Raw genomic sequence first — 20,857 nt, 5'->3', positions numbered from 1 at the left:
ATGTCGTTCCTCGATCAGAACCCCGAGCTCGGCTATCCGGTCGTGGCCGGGTTGGGGCTGCTGGTTGGCAGCTTTCTCAATGTGGTGATCCTGCGCTTGCCGCGGAGGATGGAGTGGCAGTGGAAGACCGATGCCCGCGAGATCCTGGAGCAGCCGGAGATCTATGACCCGCCGCCGCCGGGGATCGTGATCGAGCCCTCGCACTGCCCACACTGCAAGCACAAGCTGTCCTGGTACGAGAACATCCCGGTGTTCAGCTGGCTGGTCCTGCGTGGCAGGTGCCGGCATTGCCATGCGCCGATCTCGCCGCAGTATCCGCTGGTGGAGTTGATCACCTGCCTGCTGGCAGTGGCGGCGGTGGCCCGTTTCGGTTTCGGCTGGCAGGGGTTCGGGGCCGCGGTGCTGAGCTGCTTTCTGGTGGCCCTGGCCGGGATCGACCTGCGCACGCGGTTGCTACCGGATTCGCTGACCCTGCCGCTGATGTGGCTGGGGCTCATCGGCAGCATCGACTCGCTCTACATGCCCACCAAGCCTGCCCTGCTCGGTGCGATGGTGGGCTATCTCTCGCTGTGGTCGGTGTGGTGGCTGTTCAAGCAGCTTACCGGCAAGGAGGGCATGGGGCATGGCGACTTCAAGCTGCTGGCGGCGCTGGGCGCCTGGGTCGGGCTGAAAGGCATCCTGCCGGTGATCCTGCTCTCGTCCCTGGTCGGGGCGATCATCGGCTCGATCTGGCTGGCGGCCAAGGGGCGCGACCGCGCCACTCCCATTCCGTTCGGTCCGTACCTGGCCATCGCGGGATGGCTGGTGTTCTTCTTCGGCGATGAGATGATCGGCGCCTACATGCGCTTTGCCGGGCTGCGCTGAGTAGCAACGATCGCAGCGGCATGAGCGACTACATCATTGGCCTCACCGGAGGAATCGCCTCGGGCAAGAGTGCGCTGGAAGCGGCCTTCCTCCGGCGCGGGATCGCCGTGCTCGACGCGGACGCCGTCGCGCGCGCGGTGGTCGAGCCGGGTCAGCCCGCACTCGCCGCAATCGTGGCCCACTTCGGCCGGGACGTTCTGACCGAAGACGGGCGGCTGGATCGCGCACTGCTGCGCCGGCGCGTGTTCGAGGACGAGGCCCAGCGCAAGGCGCTGGAAGCTCTGCTACACCCGCCCATCCGGGCCGCCCTGCATGCTGGTTGCGTCGCCACTGCCAGCCCTTACGCCGTGGCCATGATTCCGCTCCTGACCGAAGGCGGTGCCCGCCAGGCCTATCCCTGGCTCGACCGCATCCTGGTGGTGGACGTGCCGGTCGAGCTGCAGCACCGACGGCTGATCAACCGCGATGGCATCGACGCGACCCTGGCCGATCGCATGATCGCCGCCCAGTCCACGCGGGCGCAGCGTCTGGAGGTGGCCGACGACGTGGTCGGCAACGATCAGGACCTGGACGCCCTGGAGGCGCACGTCGAAGAGCTGGATCGTCGCTATCGTCAGCTGGCGGCGGCCAAGGCCAAGCGCTGAGGCGGCCGCCTTGGGGATGATCGATCTGATCCCGAGCGGCATACCCTTACCGCGTCACCGCGTCTCAGCTCGCGCCATGCAGGGACTCGCCAGTCAGCGCGACACCCTGCCCGCCATGACGACGCACCTCATCCACCCCCAGCGCATCGGCCCCAGCCGCTGCATAGAGCGGAAGGGACGACGCTTCACGCAGGCGCTCGAAGTCCGCCCAGGCCAGCGCCATCTCACGCTCCGGTGAGGTTTCATCGACCTGGGCCTGGACCTCGGTCACCGCGAAATCGCAACGCAGTCGCTCGGCCGCGGCCAGGTGCTCAGCGGTGTCGCAGGCTGCGGCCAGCAGGCCGTCCGCCGCGAGCGGCCGCTCGCTCAGCTCAACCAGGCGCGCACCGGACAGATAGAGCCCCGTCCCCAGCGCGGCGGCCAGCGCCGCGTCCTCGCGCACCAGCGCCTGCGCCCCGTGACGCTTGCACAGGGCGACCGCCTGCGTGCCCAGGGCCTGCGAGCGCGCTTCATCAGTCCCGGGCAGTGAGAGGACCACGCGCTGGATGCCATCTCCCAATGCGCGCTCCAGCGACGTGAGCCAGGCCGCATCATTGGCGTCAGCTGGGGCCAGAGTGACCAGAATCCGATCCGGCTGCAGCAGGGCGCCCACCACCGGCTTGTCCGCAGGCGGCATGTCGTAGCGGCCGAGCTTGTCCGGCATCACCCAGACCATGGCCTGGCCTTCGTGCCCGCGTGGCGAGCCCTTGAAGCTGCGGATGCGCCGCACTTCCAGGCGCAGGCGCTTGTCGGGATAGCGCTGGGGCACGTCGATGATCCAGTCGCCAACCTCCGCCCGGATCCCCAATTCCTCTTCCAGTTCGCGCACCAGCGCCTGCTCGGAGGTCTCGCCGGGCTCGCGCTTGCCGCCTGGAAACTCCCAGCGCCCGGCCAGGTCACGTCCCTCGGTGCGTCGGGTCAGCAGGATGCGCCCGCGGGCGTCGGTGATCAGGCCGGCCACCACGTGTATGGATCTCAGAGCTTCAGGCATGCACGGACTTTGCCGTGCCAAGGCGCCGCCGGGCAAGAGCTGTGGGCCTCATCCAGGCCAACGTCCCTCAACGCACATTTTTGGCCCGGTCCCGACCCACCTCCCTCAGTGCGCCGTCACACGACCGGCGACCACGGCGCCGGGCCGCAGAGATCGCATTTTCCGGCATTCACAGGGGGGGCGTATTCCCAAACAGCTAGTCAAGACCCGCTCCACATCGCTGTAAGAACAGGCCCACATTTTCCAACACCCGATCACGTGTCTGGAGCAAAGCCCCCTTGGTAAGGGGGGCGCGGCGACAGCCGCAGGGGATCGGAGGAAAGTCCCCGTCACCCAGGTCCGCTCCGGACCTGGGTGCTCCTGGCCCCCCAACTCGGCGAGTCGGGAGCACGGGCAGCTCAGCTCAGCTGAGCTGCCCGTGGCAATGCTTGAACTTCTTCCCGCTGCCGCAAGGGCAAGGATCGTTACGGCCGACCTTGGGGCCTTCGCGCTGGATCGAGGGCTGCAGCGCGGCTGCGGCCTGCTCCTCGGCCTCGTCCTCGGGTCCGAAGCCGGCGGCCTGGGCGTGCTGGAACTGCATCCGCTGCGCCTGCGCCTGGGCGGCGGCCCGCTCCTGGGCTTCAGCCGCGGCCACTTCCTCCTCGCTGCGCACGCGAACCCGCGCCAGGATGGTGACCACCTCGCGCTTGACGCTTTCCAGCATCTCCGAGAACAGCTCGAAGGCTTCCTTCTTGTATTCCTGCTTGGGCTGCTTCTGCGCGTAGCCGCGCAGGTGGATGCCCTGGCGCAGGTAATCCATGCGCGCCAGATGCTCTTTCCAGCTCTTGTCCAGCACGGTCAGCATCACGTGCTTTTCCAGCGCGCGCATGGTCTCGCCGCCGATCACCGCTTCCTTCTCGGCGAAGTGGCTGTCCATGGCCTCCAGCACGCGTGCCTCGATGCGCTCGGCATCCAGTTCGCCGGCTTCCTGCGCCCACTGCGTGACCGGCAGGTCCAGCGCCGCTTCGGCGGCCAGCTCGGCCTGCAGGCCGGGCAGGTCCCACTGCGCGTCGACCGAGTTAGCCGGCACGTAACGGCCCACCAGGTCGGCCACCACGTCGGCACGGATACCGTCGATGTTCTCCTTGACCGACTCGGCCTCCAGCAGCTCGTCGCGCTGGGCGTAGATCACCTTGCGCTGGTCGTTGTTGACGTCGTCGAAATCCAGCAGGTTCTTGCGGATATCGAAGTTGTGCGCCTCGACCTTGCGCTGGGCCTTCTCGATCTGGCGGCTGACGAGACGATCTTCGATCACGTCGTCCTCCTTCATGCCGATCAGCTTCATCGCCTTCTGCACCCAGTCGCTGGCGAAGATGCGCATCAGGTTGTCTTCCAGCGACAGGTAGAAGCGGGACGAGCCCGGATCGCCCTGGCGGCCGGAACGGCCACGCAGCTGGTTGTCGATGCGCCGCGACTCGTGGCGCTCGGTGCCGATGATGTGCAGGCCGCCGGCGGCCTTGACCTGGTCGTGGCGTGCCTGCCAGTCGGCGCGGATCTTGGCCTTGGTCGCCTCGTCGGCGTCCTCGCCCAGCTGGTGCAGTTCAGTTTCCAGCGAGCCGCCCAGCACGATGTCGGTGCCGCGGCCGGCCATGTTGGTGGCGATGGTCACCGCGCCGGGACGGCCGGCGTTGGCCACGATCTGCGCCTCGCGCTCGTGCTGCTTGGCGTTGAGCACCTCGTGCGGCACCTTGTTCTTGCGCAGGTGCTCGGACAGCAGCTCGGAGGTCTCGATCGAGGTGGTGCCCACCAGGACCGGCTGGCCGCGCGCATAGCAGTCCTGGATGTCGGCCAGCACCGCGTTGAACTTGCCCTTGCGGTTGAGGAACACCTGGTCGGAGGCGTCCTTGCGGATGGTCGGGCGGTGGGTCGGGATGACAATGACTTCCAGGCCGTAGATGCTCTGGAACTCGTAGGCTTCCGTGTCGGCCGTGCCGGTCATGCCGGCCAGCTTGCCGTACATGCGGAACAGGTTCTGGAAGGTGATCGAGGCCAGCGTCTGGTTCTCGCGCTGGACCGGCACGCCTTCCTTCGCTTCCACGGCCTGGTGCAGGCCGTCGGACCAGCGACGCCCGGTCAGGGTGCGGCCGGTGAACTCATCAACGATGACCACTTCGCCGTCGCGCACGATGTAGTCCACGTCGCGCTGGTAGATGGCGTGCGCGCGCATGGCGGCATTGAGGTGATGCACCACGCTGAGGTTCTGCGGCGCGTACAGCTCGTCGCCTTCCTCCAGGATGCCGGCCTCGCGCAGCAGCTGCTCGGCGTGCTCCTGGCCGGCTTCGGACAGGTGCACTTGCTTGCCTTTCTCATCGACCCAAAAGTCGCCCTCGCCTTCCTCGCTGTCCTGCTTGATCAGCGCGGGCACGATGCGGTTGACGCGGATGTACAGCTCCGGCGAATCGTCGGCCGGGCCGGAGATGATCAGCGGGGTGCGGGCCTCGTCGATCAGGATCGAGTCGACCTCATCGACGATGGCGTAGTGCAGGCCGCGCTGGTAGCGGTCCTCCTTGGCCATGGCCATGTTGTCGCGCAGATAGTCGAAGCCGAATTCGTTGTTGGTGCCGTAGGTGATGTCCGCGGCATAGGCCTCGCGCTTGTCGCTGTGCGGCATGCCCGGGTACACAACGCCCACGCTCAGGCCCAGCCAGTTGTACAGGCGGCCCATCTGCGCCGCGTCGCGACGCGCCAGGTAGTCGTTGACGGTGACGACGTGGACGCCCTTGCCTTCCAGCGCATTGAGGTACACCGGCAGCGTGCCGACCAGGGTCTTGCCCTCACCGGTGCGCATTTCGGCGATCTTGCCCAGGTGCAGCACCATGCCGCCGACCAGCTGCACGTCGTAGTGGCGCAGGCCGAGCACGCGCTGGGAGGCCTCGCGGCACACGGCAAAGGCTTCCGGCAGCACCTTGTCCAGTCCCTCGCCCTTGGCGATGCGCTCGCGCAGCTCGGGGGTCTTGGCCTTCAGCGACTCGTCGGAGAGCGCCTTCATCTCCGGCTCGAGGCTGTTGATCTTGGCGACGATGCGCTCGAGCTGTTTGAGCAGGCGTTCGTTGCGGCTGCCGAAGACGCGGGTGAGCAGGCTGTTGATCATGTACGCAAACCGGTAGTGAAGGAGCGCCGGGACCGACAAGGCGGCCGGGATCCCGCACCGGAAATCCATCGCCTGCCTCAAAGTCCCCAAAAGCAGAACAGGGCGCACCGCGCCCTGTCCGGCAACATCACATTGTAACTTGGGCCGGCGCTCTGGGAATCAAGCCCGTGCCCGCGGACTCAACCGCGCTTGGGCGCGCCCACCGGGGTGGGGCCTTCGCCGAGGAACTTGCGCGGGTTCATCACGCGCCCGTCCTGCCAGACCTCGAAATGCACATGGGCGCCTGTGGAACGGCCCGTGGAACCGGCCTTGGCCACCTGCTGCCCGGCGCGCACCAGGTCCCCGGGCTGCACCATCAGCCGCGAGTTGTGCGCGTAGCGGGTGATGTAGCCATTGCCATGGTCCACGTCGACCACGTTGCCATAGCCGCTCTTGACGCCGGCGAAGCTGACCACGCCATCGGCCACCGACAGTACCGGATCGCCCACCGAGGCCTTGAAGTCGATGCCCTTGTGGTACTGGCCACCGCCGCCGAACGGGTCGGCGCGGCCGCCGAAGCCGGAGGTGATGTAGCTGTTGGCGATCGGCAGGCGCGAGGGCGTGGCGTTTCGGTCGAGCTCGCGGTTGAACAGCAGCGATTCCAGCACCGACAGCTGCTGGCCGGAGGTGGCAAAGGACTTCTCCAGTCCATCCAGGCCCTTGGACAGCTCACGCGGCGCCATGTCGTAGGAGGCGTCGGCACCACCCTGGCCCACCGGTTCCTGGAAATCGAACTCGCCGTCCTGCAGCTTGCCCATGCGCGTCAGGCGTTCGCCCAACGCGTTGAGCCGGTTGGCCTGGGCCTGCAGTTCGCCCAGACGGGCGGACATGGCGTTGACTTCCTGCTGGGCGCCACGGCGCACCTGGTCCAGTTCGACCTGTTGGCGCTCGGCGCGCGCCTGCAGCAGCGACACCTGGGCCATGCCGAAGGCACTGCGCCCGGCCAGGCCAAGCACCAGGCCGCCCACCAGCAGCACGCCGGCGCTGGTCAGCGGGCGAAGATGGATGTGATAACGCGCTTGCTCGGAACGGACCGCCAGATGGTGCGCGAACCAGGTCCGCGCATTGTTTAGGATGGTGTGGAAACTCATTTGCACATGCGCTCTAAATCCTGATGTCAGATTCGAAGCCCCGTTCGCGTCGCCCCGCCCAACCCATCCCAGCCCTTCAGGCCGCAATGGCAGGTTCGGCAGCCGACCCGTTGCGTCGCGCCCTGTGGCTCAACGCGTTGGGACATCAGTTCCGCCCGGTCCTTCCGCCTGCGCTGGCAAACCACTGCCGGCTGGCGAACGTCACGGACAGACGCCTTGTCTTTCTCGTTGACTCCCCGGTGTGGAAGGCGAAACTGCGCCTGGCCACGCCCGAACTGCTGCAACTGGCCGCATCCCTTGGCCTGAGCGCGACCGACGTTGCCGCCAAGGTCACCACCCAACCGCTCTGGGCTCCCCAGCCCGAAACGCGCCCCGCACCCGCTGGCTCGGCCACCGCGCACAAGGCGTTGGCTGAGGTCCTGGCATCCCTGGACGACACCCTGTCCAAGATTCCGGCACCAGACCCGATGCGACGTTATCGGCCAAAGAAGTCTTGACCTGACCCTCACAGCGACGGGGCATGGTACCGACGTGCGTAGGCCGGGTCGTTAGCTAGAAATTAGGAATTGGTTAAACCGGGCCGAAAAAGCCGACATGGTTCACACTTCAGCGACTTCAAGCCTGTGTGAGTGGACTGCCCGGATCAATGCACGGGGCGTGCCACAGCGCAGCGTCAATGCGCGAGCGTCGGCGTTCCGTAGACGACAGGCGCCGCGTCGCTGGCCTGTTCGAAGGTCACTTCTTCCCAGGCCTCGGGCTGCTCCAGCAGCGCACGGACCAGGGTGTTGTTGAGCGCATGGCCGGACTTGAAGCCCTCGTACGCCCCCAGGATCGGGTGACCGGCCAGGTACAGATCGCCCACGGCGTCGAGGATCTTGTGGCGCACGAACTCATCGGCGTAGCGCAGGCCGTCCTCGTTGAGCACGCGGTACTCGTCCAGGACGATGGCGTTGTCCATCGAGCCACCCAGGCCGAGATTGCGCTCGCGCATGTACTCCAGGTCGCGCATGAAGCCGAAGGTGCGGGCGCGCGAGACCTCGCGGATGTAGGCGGCGGTGGAGAAATCCACTTCCGCCCGCGATTGCGAGGCCGGGATCATCGGGTGGTTGAACTGCACGGTGAAACCGAGCTTGAAGCCGTCGTACGGCTCGAAGCGGGCCACCTTGTCGCCATCGCGCACTTCCACCGGCTTGAGGATGCGCATGAACTTCTTCGGCGCGTCCTGCTCGACGATGCCGGCGGACTGCAGCAGGAACACGAACGGACCGGCCGACCCGTCCATGATCGGCAGCTCAGCCGAGGACAGTTCGACATAGCAGTTGTCCACGCCCAGGCCCGCCAGCGCGGACATCAGGTGCTCCACGGTCTGGATCTTGGCGATGCCGCAGGTCAGCCCGGTGCACAGCGTGGTCTCGGTGACCAGGGTGGCGCTGGCCGGCACTTCCACCACAGGTTCCAGGTCCACCCGGCGGAACACCACGCCGGTGTCGGGCGCAGCCGGGCGCAAGGTCATATAGACCTTCTCGCCACTGTGCAGGCCCACGCCGGTCGCGCGGATCACGTTCTTGAGGGTGCGTTGCTGGGTCATGGTGGGAAATGCGACGCAAAGGCGTCAAAACGGCGGGAGAATACCATCGGAGACGCTGAATCTTAAGGGAAGCGTCATGTTGTCCCGTGATTGCAACGTTCCGTCGGCACGCTGGCCGGTTCGGAACGGGAAAACCTGCCGGGTCGTAAGCGACCCGGCAGCAAAGGACAGGACAGCCCCTCCCTGCGGAGTGCGGCGCCGGCAGGACCGGCACCGGACGCGGCGGGCAACCGCGCCGGATGCAACGATGGATCAGTCGGCCTGGCGACGCAGGAACGCCGGAATGTCCAGGTAGTTGTCCGGCAGCTCGGCCGCCTGCGGCGCAGCGGCCGGGCTGCTCGGCGCGGCGGCATCGCCGGCGTTGCGACGCAGGCCCAGGCCACGGGTGGCGTTGGCGATCTGGTCGGCGCGGCTCGGGGCCGGGGCGGCCGGGGCCTTGAGGCCGGTGCCATCGGCCATGGCATCGATCGCCATGCCGGTGGTGGCATCGCGCACGAGCTTGATCGGCGCACGTGCCGGCTCGCGCTGGAAGCCGCCCAGGTCGGTGTTGCCGCGGACCGGCTGACGCACGGCGGCGCGGTTCAGGCCGGTGGCCACGACGGTCACGCGCACCTCGTCCTGCATGTTCGGGTCGAGCACGGTGCCGACCACGACGGTGGCATCGTCCGAGGCGAAGCCTTCCACGGTGCGGCCGACTTCGTCGAACTCGGCCATGGTGAAGTCCGGACCGGCGGTGATGTTGACCAGGATGCCGTTGGCGCCGGCCAGGTTCACATCGTCCAGCAGCGGGTTCTGAATGGCGGCCTCGGCGGCGGCCTGGGCGCGGTCATCGCCCTTGGCGGCGCCGGTGCCCATCATGGCCAGGCCCATCTCGCTCATCACGGTGCGCACGTCGGCGAAGTCGACGTTGATCAGGCCCGGACGCACGATCAGGTCGGCGATGCCCTGCACGGCGCCCAGCAGCACGTCGTTGGCGGCGCGGAAGGCCTGGATCATGGTGGCGTTGCGGCCCAGGACGGTGATCAGCTTCTCGTTGGGAATGGTGATCAGCGAATCGCAGTGCGCCGAGAGCTCTTCGATGCCCTTCAGCGCCACCTGCATGCGGCGACGGCCTTCGAACGGGAACGGCTTGGTGACCACGGCCACGGTCAGGATGCCCATTTCCTTGGCCAGCTGCGCCACCACCGGGGCTGCGCCCGTGCCGGTGCCGCCGCCCATGCCAGCGGTGATGAACACCATGTCCGCGCCGGTCAGCGCCTCGATGATGCGGTCGCGGTCTTCCAGCGCGGCCTGGCGGCCGACTTCCGGGTTGGCGCCGGCGCCCAGGCCCTTGGTGACGTTGCCGCCGAGCTGCAGCTGCTGCTTGGCGCCGCAGTTCTTGATCGCCTGCGAGTCGGTGTTGGCGGTGATGAATTCCACGCCGTCCACGCTGCTGCTGACCATGTGGGCCACGGCGTTGCCGCCGCCACCGCCCACGCCGATGACCTTGATCACCGCGTTGGGAGCCATCGTTTCAACCAATTCGAAATGTGCCATGTCCGTTGTCCTCGTGATTTTTATGATGTTTGTGTCGTTGCCTTGCTGGGTACCGCTCAAGCCCGTTTCCCTCCCACCGCACGTGTCGGCGCCCTCGCCGCCACGCTCGTTTCGCTACCGCGTCAGAACTCGCCGCGGTACCAGTTCTTGAGTTTCTTGAAGAGGCTGCCGGCCTTGCCCGTGGGCAGGCTGGGGCGCCTGGGGTGTTCGATCTGGCTGCCCATCAGCAGCAGGCCCACGCCGGTGGCGTGCACCGGGTTGCCGACCACCTCGCCCAGGCCGGTCACGTGCTGGGGGATGCCCACGCGCACCGGCATCTGCAGCATCTCCTCGGCCAGTTCCACCACGCCTTCCATCTTCGAGGCGCCGCCGGTCAGCACCATGCCGGCGCGCACCAGTTCCTCGAACCCCGAGCGGCGCAGTTCGGCCTGCACCATCTCGAAGATCTCCTCGTAGCGGCCCTGCACGGCCTGCGCCAGCGAATGGCGCGGCAGCCGGCGCGGCGGACGGTCGCCGACGCTGGGCACCTGGATGGATTCCTCGGCCGTGGCCAGCTGCGCCAGGGCGCAGGCGTAGCGCACCTTGATCTGCTCGGCTTCCGGCGTGGGCGTGCGCAGCATGTGCGCGATGTCGTTGGTGACATGGTCGCCGGCGATCGGCAGCGAGGCGGTGTGGCAGATCGCGCCCTGGGCGAACACGGCCAGGTCGGTGGTGCCCGCGCCCATGTCCACCAGCACCACGCCCAGCTCGCGCTCGTCGGCGGTCAGCACCGCCACCGAGGACGCCAGCGAGGACAGGATGAGGTCGTCGATCTGCAGCCCGCAGCGCTGCACGCACTTGGAGATATTGGCCGCGGCCGACTGCGCGCAAGTCACCAGATGCGCGTGCACTTCCAGGCGCACGCCGGTCATGCCGACCGGGTTGCGGATGCCTTCCTGCGAGTCGTCCAGCACGTACTCGCGCGGGATGGCGTGCAGAATCTTCTGGTCGGCCGGAATGGCCACGGCCTTGGCCGCATCCAGCACGCGGTCCAGGTCGTTCCAGGTGACCTCGCCATCGCGGATCGGCTGGATGCCCTGGGAGTTGCGGCACTGCACGTGCGCGCCGGAGATGGAGGCGTAGACCGAGCGGATCTCGCAGCCGGCCATCAGTTCGGCTTCCTCCACCGCGCGCTGGATCGATTGCACGGTCGACTCGATGTCCACCACCACGCCGCGCTTGAGGCCGCGCGATTCGTGCGTGCCGATGCCGATCACCTCGATCGGATTGCCCGGCGAATACTCGCCGACCAGCGCGGTGACCTTGGAAGTGCCGATGTCGAGTCCGACGATCAGCGATTTGTCGCCTTTGCGATTCATGTCGTTGCCTGTGCCTGACCACGGCCAGCGGGCGCCGGCGCAGGAGTCTTGGGGTCTTCGTGTACGGCTTGGCCCCAAACCAGGGCAAATCCATTGGTGTAGCGCAGATCGGCGCGCTCCAGCGGCTGCTCCGGGTTGCGGATCAGCTGCGGCAGCAGGCGGGCGAAGCGGCTCAGGCGCGGGCGCGCGTCGGCGCGGCCGACGATCACCTGGGTGCCGTTGCTCAGCTGCAGGGACCAGCTGCCGCGCGCGTCCATCACCAGGGTGCGGACCTGCATGCCCATCGCGCCGAACAGCTGCGTGGAGTCGTTGTAGAGCGCCACCACTTCCGGCACCTGCGACTCGGGGCCACCGAGCTGCGGCAGGGCACTGGCGTCGAGGTTGCGCGGGGTGGCGAACAGCTTGCCCTCCTCCGACAGCAGCTTGCCCTCGCCCCAGCGCGCGAACGGGCGGTGCTCGACGATGTCGATCTCCAACGTGTCCGGCCAGCGCTTGCGCACTTCGGCCTTCTCCACCCACGGCAGCTGTTCCAGCCTGGCCTGGGCCTGCTGCAGCTGCACGGCGAAGAACCCGCGCTGGGCGTACGGCAGCACCGCGCTGCGCAGCATGGCCGGGTCCACGCGCTTGAACTGGCCGTGCACGCGCAGCTTGGTCAGCGGCCAGCGCTCGGCGCCAATCCAGCCGTTGACCACGGCCACCACCGGCAGGGCGACCAGCGCCAACGCCAGGATCCAGGCCAGGATGCGCAGCACCGCGTTCATGCCGAGGCCACCTCCGGCAGGGTCTGCTCCAGGATCCGCCAGCACAGCGCCTCAAAATCGATGCCCAGCTGCGCGGCGGCCTTGGGCACCAGCGAATGGCTGGTCATGCCCGGGGCGGTGTTGACCTCGATCAGCTGCAGGCCGCGCACGCGGTCACGCATCACATCCACGCGGCCCCAACCGCTGCAGCCGGCGCTTTCGAACGCGGCCAGCGACAGCTGGCGGATCTGCAGTTCCTCATCGCCGGACATGCCCGGGCACAGGTACTGGGTGTCCTCGGCGATGTACTTGGCGTGGTAGTCGTACCACTCGCCGGCCGGCACGATCTTGATCGAGGGCAGCGCGGTGCTGCCGAGGATGCCGACGGTGTACTCCTCGCCCTGCACCATCTGCTCCATCAGCAGCTCGCCGGCATACCCGGCGGCGAAGGCGATGGCCGGCTCCAGGTCTTCCTCGCGCAGCACGCGGAACACGCCCACGCTGGAGCCTTCGGCCGAGGGCTTGACGAACACCGGCAGGCCCAGCTCGGAGGCGGCCTGGCGCAGGTCGCCACCGCGGGGAATGCGACGGAACGCCGGGGTCGGCAGGCCGGCGGCGATCCACACCTGCTTGGTGCGGATCTTGTCCAGGGTCAGCGCGCTGCCCAGCACGCCCGGCCCGGTGAAGGGCACCTGCAGCGCCGACAGCAGGCCCTGCAGCACCCCATTCTCGCCATCGCCGCCATGCAGGATGTTGAAGACACGCTCGATGGCACCGGCATGGATCTGCTGGAGCAGCGCGTCCAGGCCATCGACCGCGTGCGCCTGCACGCCGCGCGCCTGCAGCGCGGCCAGCACGTTGGCGCCGGAGTTGAGCGAGACCTCGCGCTCGCTGGACGTGCCGCCCATGAGCACGGCGACGCGGCCGAACACAGCCGGATCGGAAACGCGCGGCGCGGGCAGCTGCACGGCGTTCACGCACGCACCTCCAGACCCTGCGCGGCGATCTGCTGGGCCATGTGGCCGATGTCGCCCGCGCCCATCATCAGCAGCAGGTCGCCGTCCTGCAGCACGTCCGGCAGCACGCCCGGCAGGTCGGCCACCTGGCTGACCACCACCGGCTCGTTGCGGCCGCGCGCACGGATCGCACGCGCCAGCGACTTGGCATCGGCCCCGGCAATCGGCGCTTCGCCCGCGGGATAGACCTCGCTCAGCACCAGCGCATCGACTTCGCTGAGCACCGCAGCGAAGGCGTCGAACTGGTCGCGGGTGCGGCTGAAGCGGTGCGGCTGGAAGGACACCACCAGCCGCTTGTCCGGCCAGCCACCGCGGGCGGCGGCGAACACCGCGGCCAGCTCACGCGGGTGATGGCCGTAGTCGTCGATGAGCTGCACCTGGCCGCCACCGGGCAGCGCGATCTGGCCCAGGTCGTTGAAACGGCGACCAATGCCGGAGAAGTTGCGCAGCGCCGTGGCGATCGTGCCCGGCTGCACGCCCAGCTGCCAGGCCACCGCGGCAGCGGCCAGGGCGTTGAGCACGTTGTGCTTGCCCGGCAAGGCCAGGGTGACACCGACGGAGACATCCTCCGGCAGGCGCAGGGTAAAGCGCATCTTTCCGCCGTCCTGCACCAGGTTCTCGGCGCGCACGTCGGCGTTCTCGGACAGGCCGTAGGTCATGACGTGGCGCGGGGTTTCCGCGGCCAGCGCCGCCACTTCCGGGTCGTCGATGCACAGCACGGCCAGGCCGTAGAACGGCAGGCGCTGCAGGAACTCGGCGAAGGCGGCCTGCACGCGGGCGAAGTCGTTGCCGTAGTTCTCCAGGTGATCGGCATCGATGTTGGTGATGATGGCGATCAGCGGGCTCAGGCACAGGAAGCTGCCATCGCTCTCGTCGGCCTCGGCCACCAGCCACTGGCCATCGCCCAGCTTGGCGTTGGCGCCGGCCGAGAGCAGCTGGCCGCCGATCACGTAGGTCGGGTCCAGCCCCCCCTCGCTCAGCACCGCGGCGGTGAGGCTGGTGGTGGTGGTCTTGCCATGCGTGCCGGCCACGGCGATGCCGCGGCGGAAGCGCATCAGCTCGGCCAGCATCATCGCGCGCGGCACGATCGGAATGCGCTGGCTGCGCGCTTCCATCAGCTCCGGGTTGTCGTGCTTGATGGCGCTGGACACCACCACGCAATCGGTGCCCAGCACGTTGGAGGCGTGATGACCGCGCATCACCCGCGCGCCCAGCGCGGTCAGGCGCTTGGTTGCGGCGTTCTCCGAGGCGTCCGAACCGGACACCTCGTAGCCCAGGGTGCACAGCACCTCGGCGATGCCGCTCATGCCCGAGCCGCCGATGCCCACGAAGTGGACGCGGCGGAACTGCTGGGCCAGGTTGCCGGTGTTCTGCAAGCGACGCTCGCGTGCGGCCGCGATCATCATGCGGCTTCCTCCAGGATGATGTCCGCGATGCGATCGGCCGCATCGGGCTTGGCCAGCGCGCGCGCGGCCACGGCCATGGCCAGTCGCTGCGGCACATCGTTGGCCAGGGTGGAAAGGACCTGCTGCAGACGCACGGCCAGCTGGTTGTCCTGCTTGAGCAGGACGGCCGCGCCGTGTTCGACCAGGTATTCGGCATTGCGGGTCTGGTGGTCGTCCACCGCCGCGGCAAAGGGCACCAGCACGCTGCCGACGCCAGCAGCGCAGAGTTCGGCCAGGGTCGATGCACCAGCGCGGCAGACCACCAGATCGGCCCAGGCATAGGCTTGGGCCATGTCGCCGATGAAGCTTTCCACGCGTGCGGCCACACCGGCTGCGGCATAGGCGTCATCGGCTTCGGCGCGCAGCTTCTCGCCGCACTGGTGGCGCACCTCGGCCTGCAGCTGCAGCGCCGCCAGCGCCTGCGGCACGGCGTTGTTCAAGGCGCGCGCGCCCTGGCTGCCGCCCAGCACCAGCAGGCGCAGCGGGCCGCTGCGGCCGGCCAGGCGCTGGGCCGGGGCGGCGATGGCCGCGATCTCCTCGCGCACCGGGTTGCCGACCGCCTCCTCGCCTGCGCCGAAGCTGCCCGGGAAGCCGGTCAGCACGCGCCGCGCGAAACGGGACAGCACCTTGTTGGTCATGCCCGGCGCGCGGTTCTGTTCGTGCACCACGAGCGGGCGGCCGACCAGTCTGGAGGCCAGTCCACCAGGGCCGGCGGCATAGCCACCGAAGCTCACCACCGTGCGCGGCGCGCGCCGACGCAGCACGCCAGCGGCGGCCATCACCGCCCGCGCCACGCGCAGCGGCGCGCCCAGCAGCGCCAGCTTGCCCTTGCCGCGCAGGCCGGCGATATCCAGGGTGTCCAGCTCGATGCCGTGCTGAGGCACCAGACGGGTTTCCATTGCCCCGGTAGCGCCCAGCCAGACCACCGGCACCGCGCGCATGCGCAGCACCTTGGCCACGGCCAGCGCCGGGAAGATATGACCGCCGGTGCCGCCGGCCAGGATCATCACCGGTGCGCTTGCCGCACCCACGGAAGGCTGCGAGCGCGGTGACGAGGGATTGGCTTGATGGCCGGTCATGCGATCCGCTCGAAGGTCGGTTCGATGCGGGACTGCAGGCGGCTGGTGCCGCGCAGCGCGCTGGCGGTGGCCGCCGAGGACGGCGCCGAGACGGTCACCGCGGACTTGCGGGTCTTCTCGTTGGCCGCCGCGCGCGGGGCCTTGGCCGCCAGCGTTGCGGCCGCTTCCGGCGCAGCCGCCGGGTCCTGCGCGCTCTCGCCACGCAGCAGCGCGACCTGCTTCTCGGCCCGGCTCAGCTCGTAGGACACGCGCAGCAGCAAACCCATGGCCACGCAGGTCATCAGCACCGAGGAGCCGCCGGAGGAGATCAGGGGCAGGGTCAGGCCCTTGGTCGGCAGCATGCCCAGGTTCACGCCCACCGAAACGAAGGTCTGCATGGCGATCCACAGCGCAATGCCGAAGGCCACATAACCGGAGAAGTGGCGACGCATCTCCACGCAGCGATAGCCCAGCCACAGCGCGCGCCCGACCAGCAGGGCATACAGCGCGATCACCCCGCAGACGCCGGCAAAGCCCAGCTCCTCGCCGATCACCGAGAAGATAAAGTCGGTGTGCGCCTCGGGCAGGTAGTTGAGCTTCTGCACCGAGCTGCCCAGGCCCACGCCGCTCCACTGGCCGCGGCCGATGGCCATCAGCGCGTTGGACAGCTGGTAACCCGAGCCGAGCTGGTCGGCCCAGGGGTCGACGAAGGAGGTCACGCGGCGCATGCGGTAGGGCTCGAAGATCACCAGCGCCACCAGCCCCACCAGTCCGATCAGCACCGGGGTGGACATGCGCGAGAGATTGGCCCCGCCCAGCACCAGCATGCCGGCGGTGATGGCCAGCAGCAGGGTCGAGGACCCGAAGTCCGGCTGCACCAGCAGCAGGGCCACCAGCAGCGCCGCCACGCCCAGCGGCTTGAACATCGCCGCCCAGGTGGCATTGACCTCGTCGCGAAAGCGCGCCAGGTAGCTGGCGAGCCAGACGATGTAGAGCACCTTGACCGCCTCGACGGTCTGGAAGCGGGTCACCACCAGGTTCACCCAGCGACGCGCGCCGTTGACCGTCACGCCCACGCCCGGCAGGAACACCACGATCAGCAGCGCGAAGCAGCCCAGCAGCAGCAGGCGGTTGTACTTCTCGATGGCCCGAAGCTCGATGCGCATGGCGACGAAGGCCAGCACCAGGCCCAGTCCCACGAACATCACATGGCGCGTCAGGTAATAGAACGGCGTGCTGGCCATGGCGATGGAGCTGGACCCCACCATCACCACGCCGAGCGCGGCCAGCGCCAGCGCGGCGCTGGCCAGCCAGAAGTCGTAATGGCCTTCGATCGATTCCAGGCGCGTGGCCTGCCGGGTATTGGCGTTCATCAGCGCACCTTCAACGTGGCAAGGCCAACGAGCACGAGGATCACCGAGATGATCCAGAAGCGGACGATGACGCGCGGCTCGGGCCAGCCCTTGAGCTCGAAGTGGTGGTGGATCGGCGCCATGCGGAACACGCGCTTGCCGGTGAGCTTGAACGAGGCCACCTGGATCATCACCGAGAGCGTCTCGACCACGAACACCCCGCCCATGACCACCAGCACCAGTTCCTGGCGCACGATCACCGCGATGGTGCCCAGCACCGCGCCCAGCGACAGCGCGCCGATATCGCCCATGAACACCATCGCCGGATAGGTGTTGAACCACAAAAAGCCCAGCCCCGCGCCGGCGATGGCCGCGCAGATGATGGTCAGCTCGCCCGCGCCGGGCACCTGCGGGATCTGCAGGTAGTTGGAGAACACCGCGTTGCCCGAGGCATAGGCGAACACCGCCAGGGCGCAGGCCACCAGCACCGTGGGCATGATCGCCAGGCCGTCCAGGCCATCGGTCAGGTTGACCGCATTGGAGAAGCCGACGATCCAGAAATAGGCGATGGCGATGAAGCTCAGCCCGGCCAGCGGCAGCGCCACCGACTTGAACAGCGGGATGTAGAAGGTGGTCGCGGCGGCCACATCGGCGGTCTTCCACAGGAAGATGCCGGCAGCCAGGCCGAACACCGACTGCAGCAGGTACTTCCAGCGCGACTTCAGGCCGTTGGGATCGCGCTTGACGATCTTGATCCAGTCGTCGTACCAGCCGATCACGCCGAAGGCCAGCATCACCGCCATCACCAGCCACACGTAGCGATTGCGCAGGTCGCCCCACAGCATCACCGACAGCAGCACCGTCATCAGGATCAGCGCCCCGCCCATGGTCGGCGTGCCGGCCTTGGAGAAGTGGCTCTGCGGGCCATCGGTGCGGATCGGCTGGCCGCCCTTGAACTGGGCGAGCTTGCGGATCACCGCCGGGCCCATCCACAGCGACAGGAACAGCGCGGTCAGCGCCGCCAGGATGCTGCGGAAGGTGATGTAGTTGAAGAGCGCGAAGGTGCTCTCCAGCTGCTGCAGCCAACGGGTCAGTTCAAGCAGCATGCGATGTGTTCTCCCCGCCACCGCCTGCATCGGACGACAGCACTGCGGTGACGATCCGGTCCATCGCACTACCGCGCGAGCCCTTCACAAGACAGCGCACGCCCGGCTGCAGCGCCTGGATCAGGGCCTGCGCCAGGGCGGCGTGCGATTCGAAGACCTGCCCGCCCGGGCCGAAGGCGTGCGCCGCGTGGGCGGCCAGTTCGCCCAGCGCGTACAGCCGGCCCAGCCCGGCCGCGCGCGCCTGCACGCCAGCCTGCGCATGCAGGGCCGGGCCTTCCGGGCCGAGCTCGCGCATGTCGCCCAGCACCAGCCAGCCCTGCTTGCCGGCCACGGACAGGCTGTCGATGGCCGCGGCCAGCGATCCGGGGTTGGCGTTGTAGCTGTCGTCCACCAGCACCGCGCCATTGCGCAGCGGCGTGGCGATCTGCCGGCCCTTGACCGGCGCGGCGGCCTGCAGCCCCTGCACGATGATCGGCAGCGACACCCCAGCACCCAGGGCCAGACCGGTGGCGGCCAATGCGTTGCGCACGCTGTGTCGGCCCGGCAGCGGCAGCAGCACCTCGGCGTTGCCGGCCGGGGTGATCAGCTCGAAACGCGAGAATTCCGGCGTGGCCTGCAGGATGCGGGCATGGATGTCGGCGCTGCTGTCCAGGCCGAAGCGCAGCAGCTTGCGGCCGGCGGCCAGGGTTTCGAACCACGGTCCGAAGGCGTCGTCGGCATTGATCACCGCAGTGCCGCCCTGGCGCAGCGCGCTGTAGATCGCGCCCTTGGTGCGGGCCACGCCCAGCAGGCTGCCCATGCGCTCCAGATGCGCCGGGGCGATGTTGTTGACCAGGGCCACGTCCGGCGCGGCGATGTCGGTCAGGTAGGCGATATCGCCCGGCTTGCCGGCGCCCATCTCGTAGACGGCGAACTCGGCCTCGTCCGGCGCGTCGATCACCGACAGCGGCAGCCCGATCTCGTTGTTGCGGTTGCCCGGGTTGGCGTAGGTCTGCCCGGCGCGTTCCAGGATCGCGCACACCAGCGCCTTGACGCTGGTCTTGCCGTTGCTGCCGGTCAGCGCCACCACGCGGGTGCCGCGGCCGCGCTGCAGGCCGGCGGCCAGACGCGCCAGGGCGTACTCGCTGTCCTGGACCACGATCTGCGGCAGTTCCACCGGCAGCAGGCGCTGGACCAGCAGGGCGCTGGCGCCGGCCTGGGCTGCGGCCTGGGCGAACTCGTGCCCGTCGAAGCGCTCGCCACGCAGGGCCACGTACAGGCTGCCCGGCGCCAGGGTGCGGGTGTCGTTGGACACCGCATCGATGGCCACGTCCTCGCCATGCAGTTCGCCGCCGGCGTAATGCGCCAACTGGGAAATGGGCAGGCGCCTCATGCCTGCGCCTCCATGTCGCGCGCGGACAGCGCCAGGCGTGCCTGCACCGTGTCGTCGAAGGCGTGGCGCACGCCGGCGATCTCCTGGTAGGGCTCGTGGCCCTTGCCGGCGATCAACACGATATCGCCCCGCCCCGCCGCGCCGACTGCGCGGGAAATCGCCGCGGCACGATCGCGCAGCACCTCAAAGCGTGCCTGCGCGGAAAAGCCGGCGACAATGTCGGCCACGATCGCATCGCCATCCTCGTTGCGCGGATTGTCGTCGGTGACCACGACCACATCGGCGACCTGCTCGGCGATCGCCGCCATCTGCGGACGCTTGCCGCGGTCGCGCTCGCCACCGCATCCGAAGACGCAGAACAGGCGGCCGGCCACGTGCCCACGCAGGCTGCGCAGCGCCTGCTCCAGCGCATCGGGGGTGTGGGCGTAGTCGATGACCACCAGCGGCTGGCCATCGACACCGCCGAGCCGGTTCATGCGGCCATGGATCGGCTGCAGCTGGGACAGCGTGGCGGCGATCTGCGCCGGCGCCGTGCCCGTGGCATGCAGCACGCCGGCCACGGCCAGCAGGTTGTCCACGTTGAAGCGGCCCAGCAGCGGCGAGCGCACCGGGTGGGCGGCATCGCCGATGCGCAGGGTGAAGCCCATGCCGGCGCCATCGAGTACCAGATCCTGCGCCTGCACGATCGCAGCGGCCACGCCACGCGCACTGACGCCGATGGCCTGCACGCCGCTGCCGAGCTGGCCCGGCAGCGTCGCACCGAAGCCGTCATCGAGATTGATGACCGCGGCCTTCAGGCCAGGACGGGCGAACAGCCGCGCCTTGGCCGCGCCGTAGGCCGCCATGTCGCCGTGGTAGTCCAGGTGGTCGCGGGTGAGGTTGGTGAACACCGCCACGTCGAAATGCACGCCATCCACGCGGGTCTGCGCCAGGGCGTGCGAGCTGACTTCCATCGCCACCGCCTGCGCGCCGGCCTGCCGCAGCTGCGCCAGCAGCGCATGCAGCTGCAGCACCAGCGGCGTGGTGAAGCCGGTCGGCTCGACCTGGCCGTACAGGCCCGCGCCCAGGGTGCCGATGCTGCCGGAGCTCACCCCAAGCAGATGCCAGGCCTGGCTGAGCAACTGGACGAACGAGGTCTTCCCGTTGGTGCCGGTGACTCCGACCATGGTCATGTGCCTGGACGGCTGGCCATGGAAGGCATCGGCCATCGCGCCCAGGCGGCCACGCAGGCCGGGCACGGCGATGGCGTCGGCCGGGGCCGGCAACGATGCCGGCGCCGGCGGGTCGAACAGGATCGCCACCGCGCCACGCGCGCGCGCCTGCTCCACATAGCCCAGGCCATGATGCGTAGACGGGCTGTTGTCGACCGGCCCGATCGCCACGAAGGCATCGCCCGGGCGCACCGCACGGCTGTCCTGGACCAGGCCGCTGATGCGCAGATCGGCGGGCAGGTCGATGTCGGGCAGCAGCTGGGCCAGCGGCATGGCG

Annotated in this window: 16 protein-coding genes and 2 pseudogenes; 3 read left to right on the top strand and 15 right to left on the bottom strand. The window is 68.7% G+C overall.

Annotation, left to right across the window (positions count from 1 at the left end):
* Both EPA99_RS16035 and coaE read left to right on the top strand, forming a co-directional pair.
* Window positions 1–864: a prepilin peptidase gene (locus EPA99_RS16035; protein ID WP_129472253.1), complete on the top strand. Its 864-nt coding sequence runs from the start codon at window positions 1–3 to the stop codon at window positions 862–864.
* A 20-nt stretch (window positions 865–884) separates the two neighbouring features.
* The gene (gene coaE, locus EPA99_RS16030; protein WP_129472252.1) at window positions 885–1,508 is read left to right on the top strand and encodes a dephospho-CoA kinase; all 624 of its coding nucleotides are present in this window, start codon (window positions 885–887) and stop codon (window positions 1,506–1,508) included.
* Between the two features lie 64 nt (window positions 1,509–1,572).
* Here the strand turns inward: coaE and EPA99_RS16025 are convergent, their stop codons facing one another.
* From EPA99_RS16025 to EPA99_RS16015, 3 genes are all read right to left on the bottom strand, one after another.
* The gene (locus EPA99_RS16025) at window positions 1,573–2,538 is read right to left on the bottom strand and encodes a Nudix family hydrolase (protein WP_129472251.1); all 966 of its coding nucleotides are present in this window, start codon (window positions 2,536–2,538) and stop codon (window positions 1,573–1,575) included.
* Between the two features lie 403 nt (window positions 2,539–2,941).
* Window positions 2,942–5,668, bottom strand: a complete 2,727-nt coding sequence (gene secA / locus EPA99_RS16020; RefSeq protein WP_129472250.1) for a preprotein translocase subunit SecA — start codon at window positions 5,666–5,668, stop codon at window positions 2,942–2,944.
* Window positions 5,669–5,847: 179 nt separating this feature from the next.
* Window positions 5,848–6,798 (bottom strand): M23 family metallopeptidase, encoded by a 951-nt coding sequence (locus EPA99_RS16015; RefSeq protein WP_129472249.1) that lies wholly within the window; start codon window positions 6,796–6,798, stop codon window positions 5,848–5,850.
* Between the two features lie 23 nt (window positions 6,799–6,821).
* Here EPA99_RS16015 and EPA99_RS16010 point away from each other — a divergent pair, with 23 nt between their 5' ends.
* Entirely contained in the window at window positions 6,822–7,295 is a 474-nt protein-coding gene (locus tag EPA99_RS16010) for a DciA family protein (RefSeq protein WP_129472248.1), read from the top strand.
* Between the two features lie 176 nt (window positions 7,296–7,471).
* Here the strand turns inward: EPA99_RS16010 and lpxC are convergent, their stop codons facing one another.
* The 12 genes and pseudogenes from lpxC to EPA99_RS15955 form a co-directional block, all read right to left on the bottom strand.
* Complete coding sequence (gene lpxC / locus EPA99_RS16005) at window positions 7,472–8,386, bottom strand: UDP-3-O-acyl-N-acetylglucosamine deacetylase (RefSeq protein WP_129472247.1); 915 nt, start codon at window positions 8,384–8,386, stop codon at window positions 7,472–7,474.
* 252 nt (window positions 8,387–8,638) lie between these two features.
* A pseudogene (locus EPA99_RS19175) lies at window positions 8,639–8,770 on the bottom strand (cell division protein FtsZ); the annotation flags it as partial.
* A gap of 86 nt (window positions 8,771–8,856) precedes the next feature.
* A pseudogene (gene ftsZ, locus EPA99_RS16000) lies at window positions 8,857–9,922 on the bottom strand (cell division protein FtsZ); the annotation flags it as partial.
* A gap of 122 nt (window positions 9,923–10,044) precedes the next feature.
* Window positions 10,045–11,280, bottom strand: coding sequence for a cell division protein FtsA (gene ftsA / locus EPA99_RS15995; protein ID WP_129472245.1), 1,236 nt, complete (start codon window positions 11,278–11,280; stop codon window positions 10,045–10,047).
* On the bottom strand, window positions 11,277–12,041 hold the full coding sequence (locus EPA99_RS15990; RefSeq protein WP_129472244.1) for a cell division protein FtsQ/DivIB: 765 nt from the start codon (window positions 12,039–12,041) through the stop codon (window positions 11,277–11,279). Before EPA99_RS15990 ends, ftsA begins: the two co-directional genes overlap by 4 nt.
* Window positions 12,038–12,997, bottom strand: coding sequence for a D-alanine--D-alanine ligase (locus tag EPA99_RS15985; RefSeq protein WP_129472243.1), 960 nt, complete (start codon window positions 12,995–12,997; stop codon window positions 12,038–12,040). The genes EPA99_RS15990 and EPA99_RS15985 overlap by 4 nt, the downstream gene beginning before the upstream one ends.
* Window positions 12,994–14,439, bottom strand: a complete 1,446-nt coding sequence (murC, locus tag EPA99_RS15980) for a UDP-N-acetylmuramate--L-alanine ligase (RefSeq protein ID WP_129472298.1) — start codon at window positions 14,437–14,439, stop codon at window positions 12,994–12,996. Before murC ends, EPA99_RS15985 begins: the two co-directional genes overlap by 4 nt.
* Window positions 14,439–15,488 carry an undecaprenyldiphospho-muramoylpentapeptide beta-N-acetylglucosaminyltransferase gene (gene murG / locus EPA99_RS15975; protein ID WP_338325403.1) on the bottom strand — a complete coding sequence of 350 codons (1,050 nt, stop codon included), beginning with the start codon at window positions 15,486–15,488 and terminating at the stop codon, window positions 14,439–14,441. Before murG ends, murC begins: the two co-directional genes overlap by 1 nt.
* 68 nt (window positions 15,489–15,556) lie before the next feature.
* Window positions 15,557–16,912: a putative lipid II flippase FtsW gene (gene ftsW, locus EPA99_RS15970; RefSeq protein ID WP_129472241.1), complete on the bottom strand. Its 1,356-nt coding sequence runs from the start codon at window positions 16,910–16,912 to the stop codon at window positions 15,557–15,559.
* Window positions 16,912–17,997, bottom strand: coding sequence for a phospho-N-acetylmuramoyl-pentapeptide-transferase (mraY, locus tag EPA99_RS15965; protein ID WP_129472240.1), 1,086 nt, complete (start codon window positions 17,995–17,997; stop codon window positions 16,912–16,914). The genes ftsW and mraY overlap by 1 nt, the downstream gene beginning before the upstream one ends.
* Window positions 17,987–19,369 carry a UDP-N-acetylmuramoyl-tripeptide--D-alanyl-D-alanine ligase gene (locus EPA99_RS15960; RefSeq protein WP_129472239.1) on the bottom strand — a complete coding sequence of 461 codons (1,383 nt, stop codon included), beginning with the start codon at window positions 19,367–19,369 and terminating at the stop codon, window positions 17,987–17,989. The genes mraY and EPA99_RS15960 overlap by 11 nt, the downstream gene beginning before the upstream one ends.
* The gene (locus EPA99_RS15955) at window positions 19,366–20,853 is read right to left on the bottom strand and encodes a UDP-N-acetylmuramoyl-L-alanyl-D-glutamate--2,6-diaminopimelate ligase (RefSeq protein ID WP_129472297.1); all 1,488 of its coding nucleotides are present in this window, start codon (window positions 20,851–20,853) and stop codon (window positions 19,366–19,368) included. Before EPA99_RS15955 ends, EPA99_RS15960 begins: the two co-directional genes overlap by 4 nt.
* Window positions 20,854–20,857 lie beyond the last annotated feature (4 nt).

The sequence above is a fragment of the Pseudoxanthomonas composti genome (assembly GCF_004122095.1).
Taxonomy (GTDB): Bacteria; Pseudomonadota; Gammaproteobacteria; order Xanthomonadales; family Xanthomonadaceae; genus Pseudoxanthomonas_A; species Pseudoxanthomonas_A composti.
The sequence above is the reverse complement of the archived record's forward strand: the minus strand, read 5'-3'. Positions and strand labels throughout refer to the sequence as shown.

Excerpts from the sequence above, each read along its gene's own strand:
- EPA99_RS16035 (WP_129472253.1), top strand. The coding sequence starts at position 1 with ATGTCGTTCCTCGATCAGAACCCCGAGCTCGGCTATCCGGTCGTGGCC.
- coaE (WP_129472252.1), top strand. The coding sequence starts at position 885 with ATGAGCGACTACATCATTGGCCTCACCGGAGGAATCGCCTCGGGCAAG.
- EPA99_RS16025 (WP_129472251.1), bottom strand. The coding sequence starts at position 2,538 with ATGCCTGAAGCTCTGAGATCCATACACGTGGTGGCCGGCCTGATCACC.
- secA (WP_129472250.1), bottom strand. The coding sequence starts at position 5,668 with ATGATCAACAGCCTGCTCACCCGCGTCTTCGGCAGCCGCAACGAACGC.
- EPA99_RS16015 (WP_129472249.1), bottom strand. The coding sequence starts at position 6,798 with ATGAGTTTCCACACCATCCTAAACAATGCGCGGACCTGGTTCGCGCAC.
- EPA99_RS16010 (WP_129472248.1), top strand. The coding sequence starts at position 6,822 with ATGTCAGATTCGAAGCCCCGTTCGCGTCGCCCCGCCCAACCCATCCCA.
- lpxC (WP_129472247.1), bottom strand. The coding sequence starts at position 8,386 with ATGACCCAGCAACGCACCCTCAAGAACGTGATCCGCGCGACCGGCGTG.
- ftsA (WP_129472245.1), bottom strand. The coding sequence starts at position 11,280 with ATGAATCGCAAAGGCGACAAATCGCTGATCGTCGGACTCGACATCGGC.
- EPA99_RS15990 (WP_129472244.1), bottom strand. The coding sequence starts at position 12,041 with ATGAACGCGGTGCTGCGCATCCTGGCCTGGATCCTGGCGTTGGCGCTG.
- murC (WP_129472298.1), bottom strand. The coding sequence starts at position 14,439 with ATGATCGCGGCCGCACGCGAGCGTCGCTTGCAGAACACCGGCAACCTG.
- murG (WP_338325403.1), bottom strand. The coding sequence starts at position 15,488 with ATGATCCTGGCCGGCGGCACCGGCGGTCATATCTTCCCGGCGCTGGCC.
- ftsW (WP_129472241.1), bottom strand. The coding sequence starts at position 16,912 with ATGAACGCCAATACCCGGCAGGCCACGCGCCTGGAATCGATCGAAGGC.
- mraY (WP_129472240.1), bottom strand. The coding sequence starts at position 17,997 with ATGCTGCTTGAACTGACCCGTTGGCTGCAGCAGCTGGAGAGCACCTTC.
- EPA99_RS15960 (WP_129472239.1), bottom strand. The coding sequence starts at position 19,369 with ATGAGGCGCCTGCCCATTTCCCAGTTGGCGCATTACGCCGGCGGCGAA.
- EPA99_RS15955 (WP_129472297.1), bottom strand. The coding sequence starts at position 20,853 with ATGCCGCTGGCCCAGCTGCTGCCCGACATCGACCTGCCCGCCGATCTG.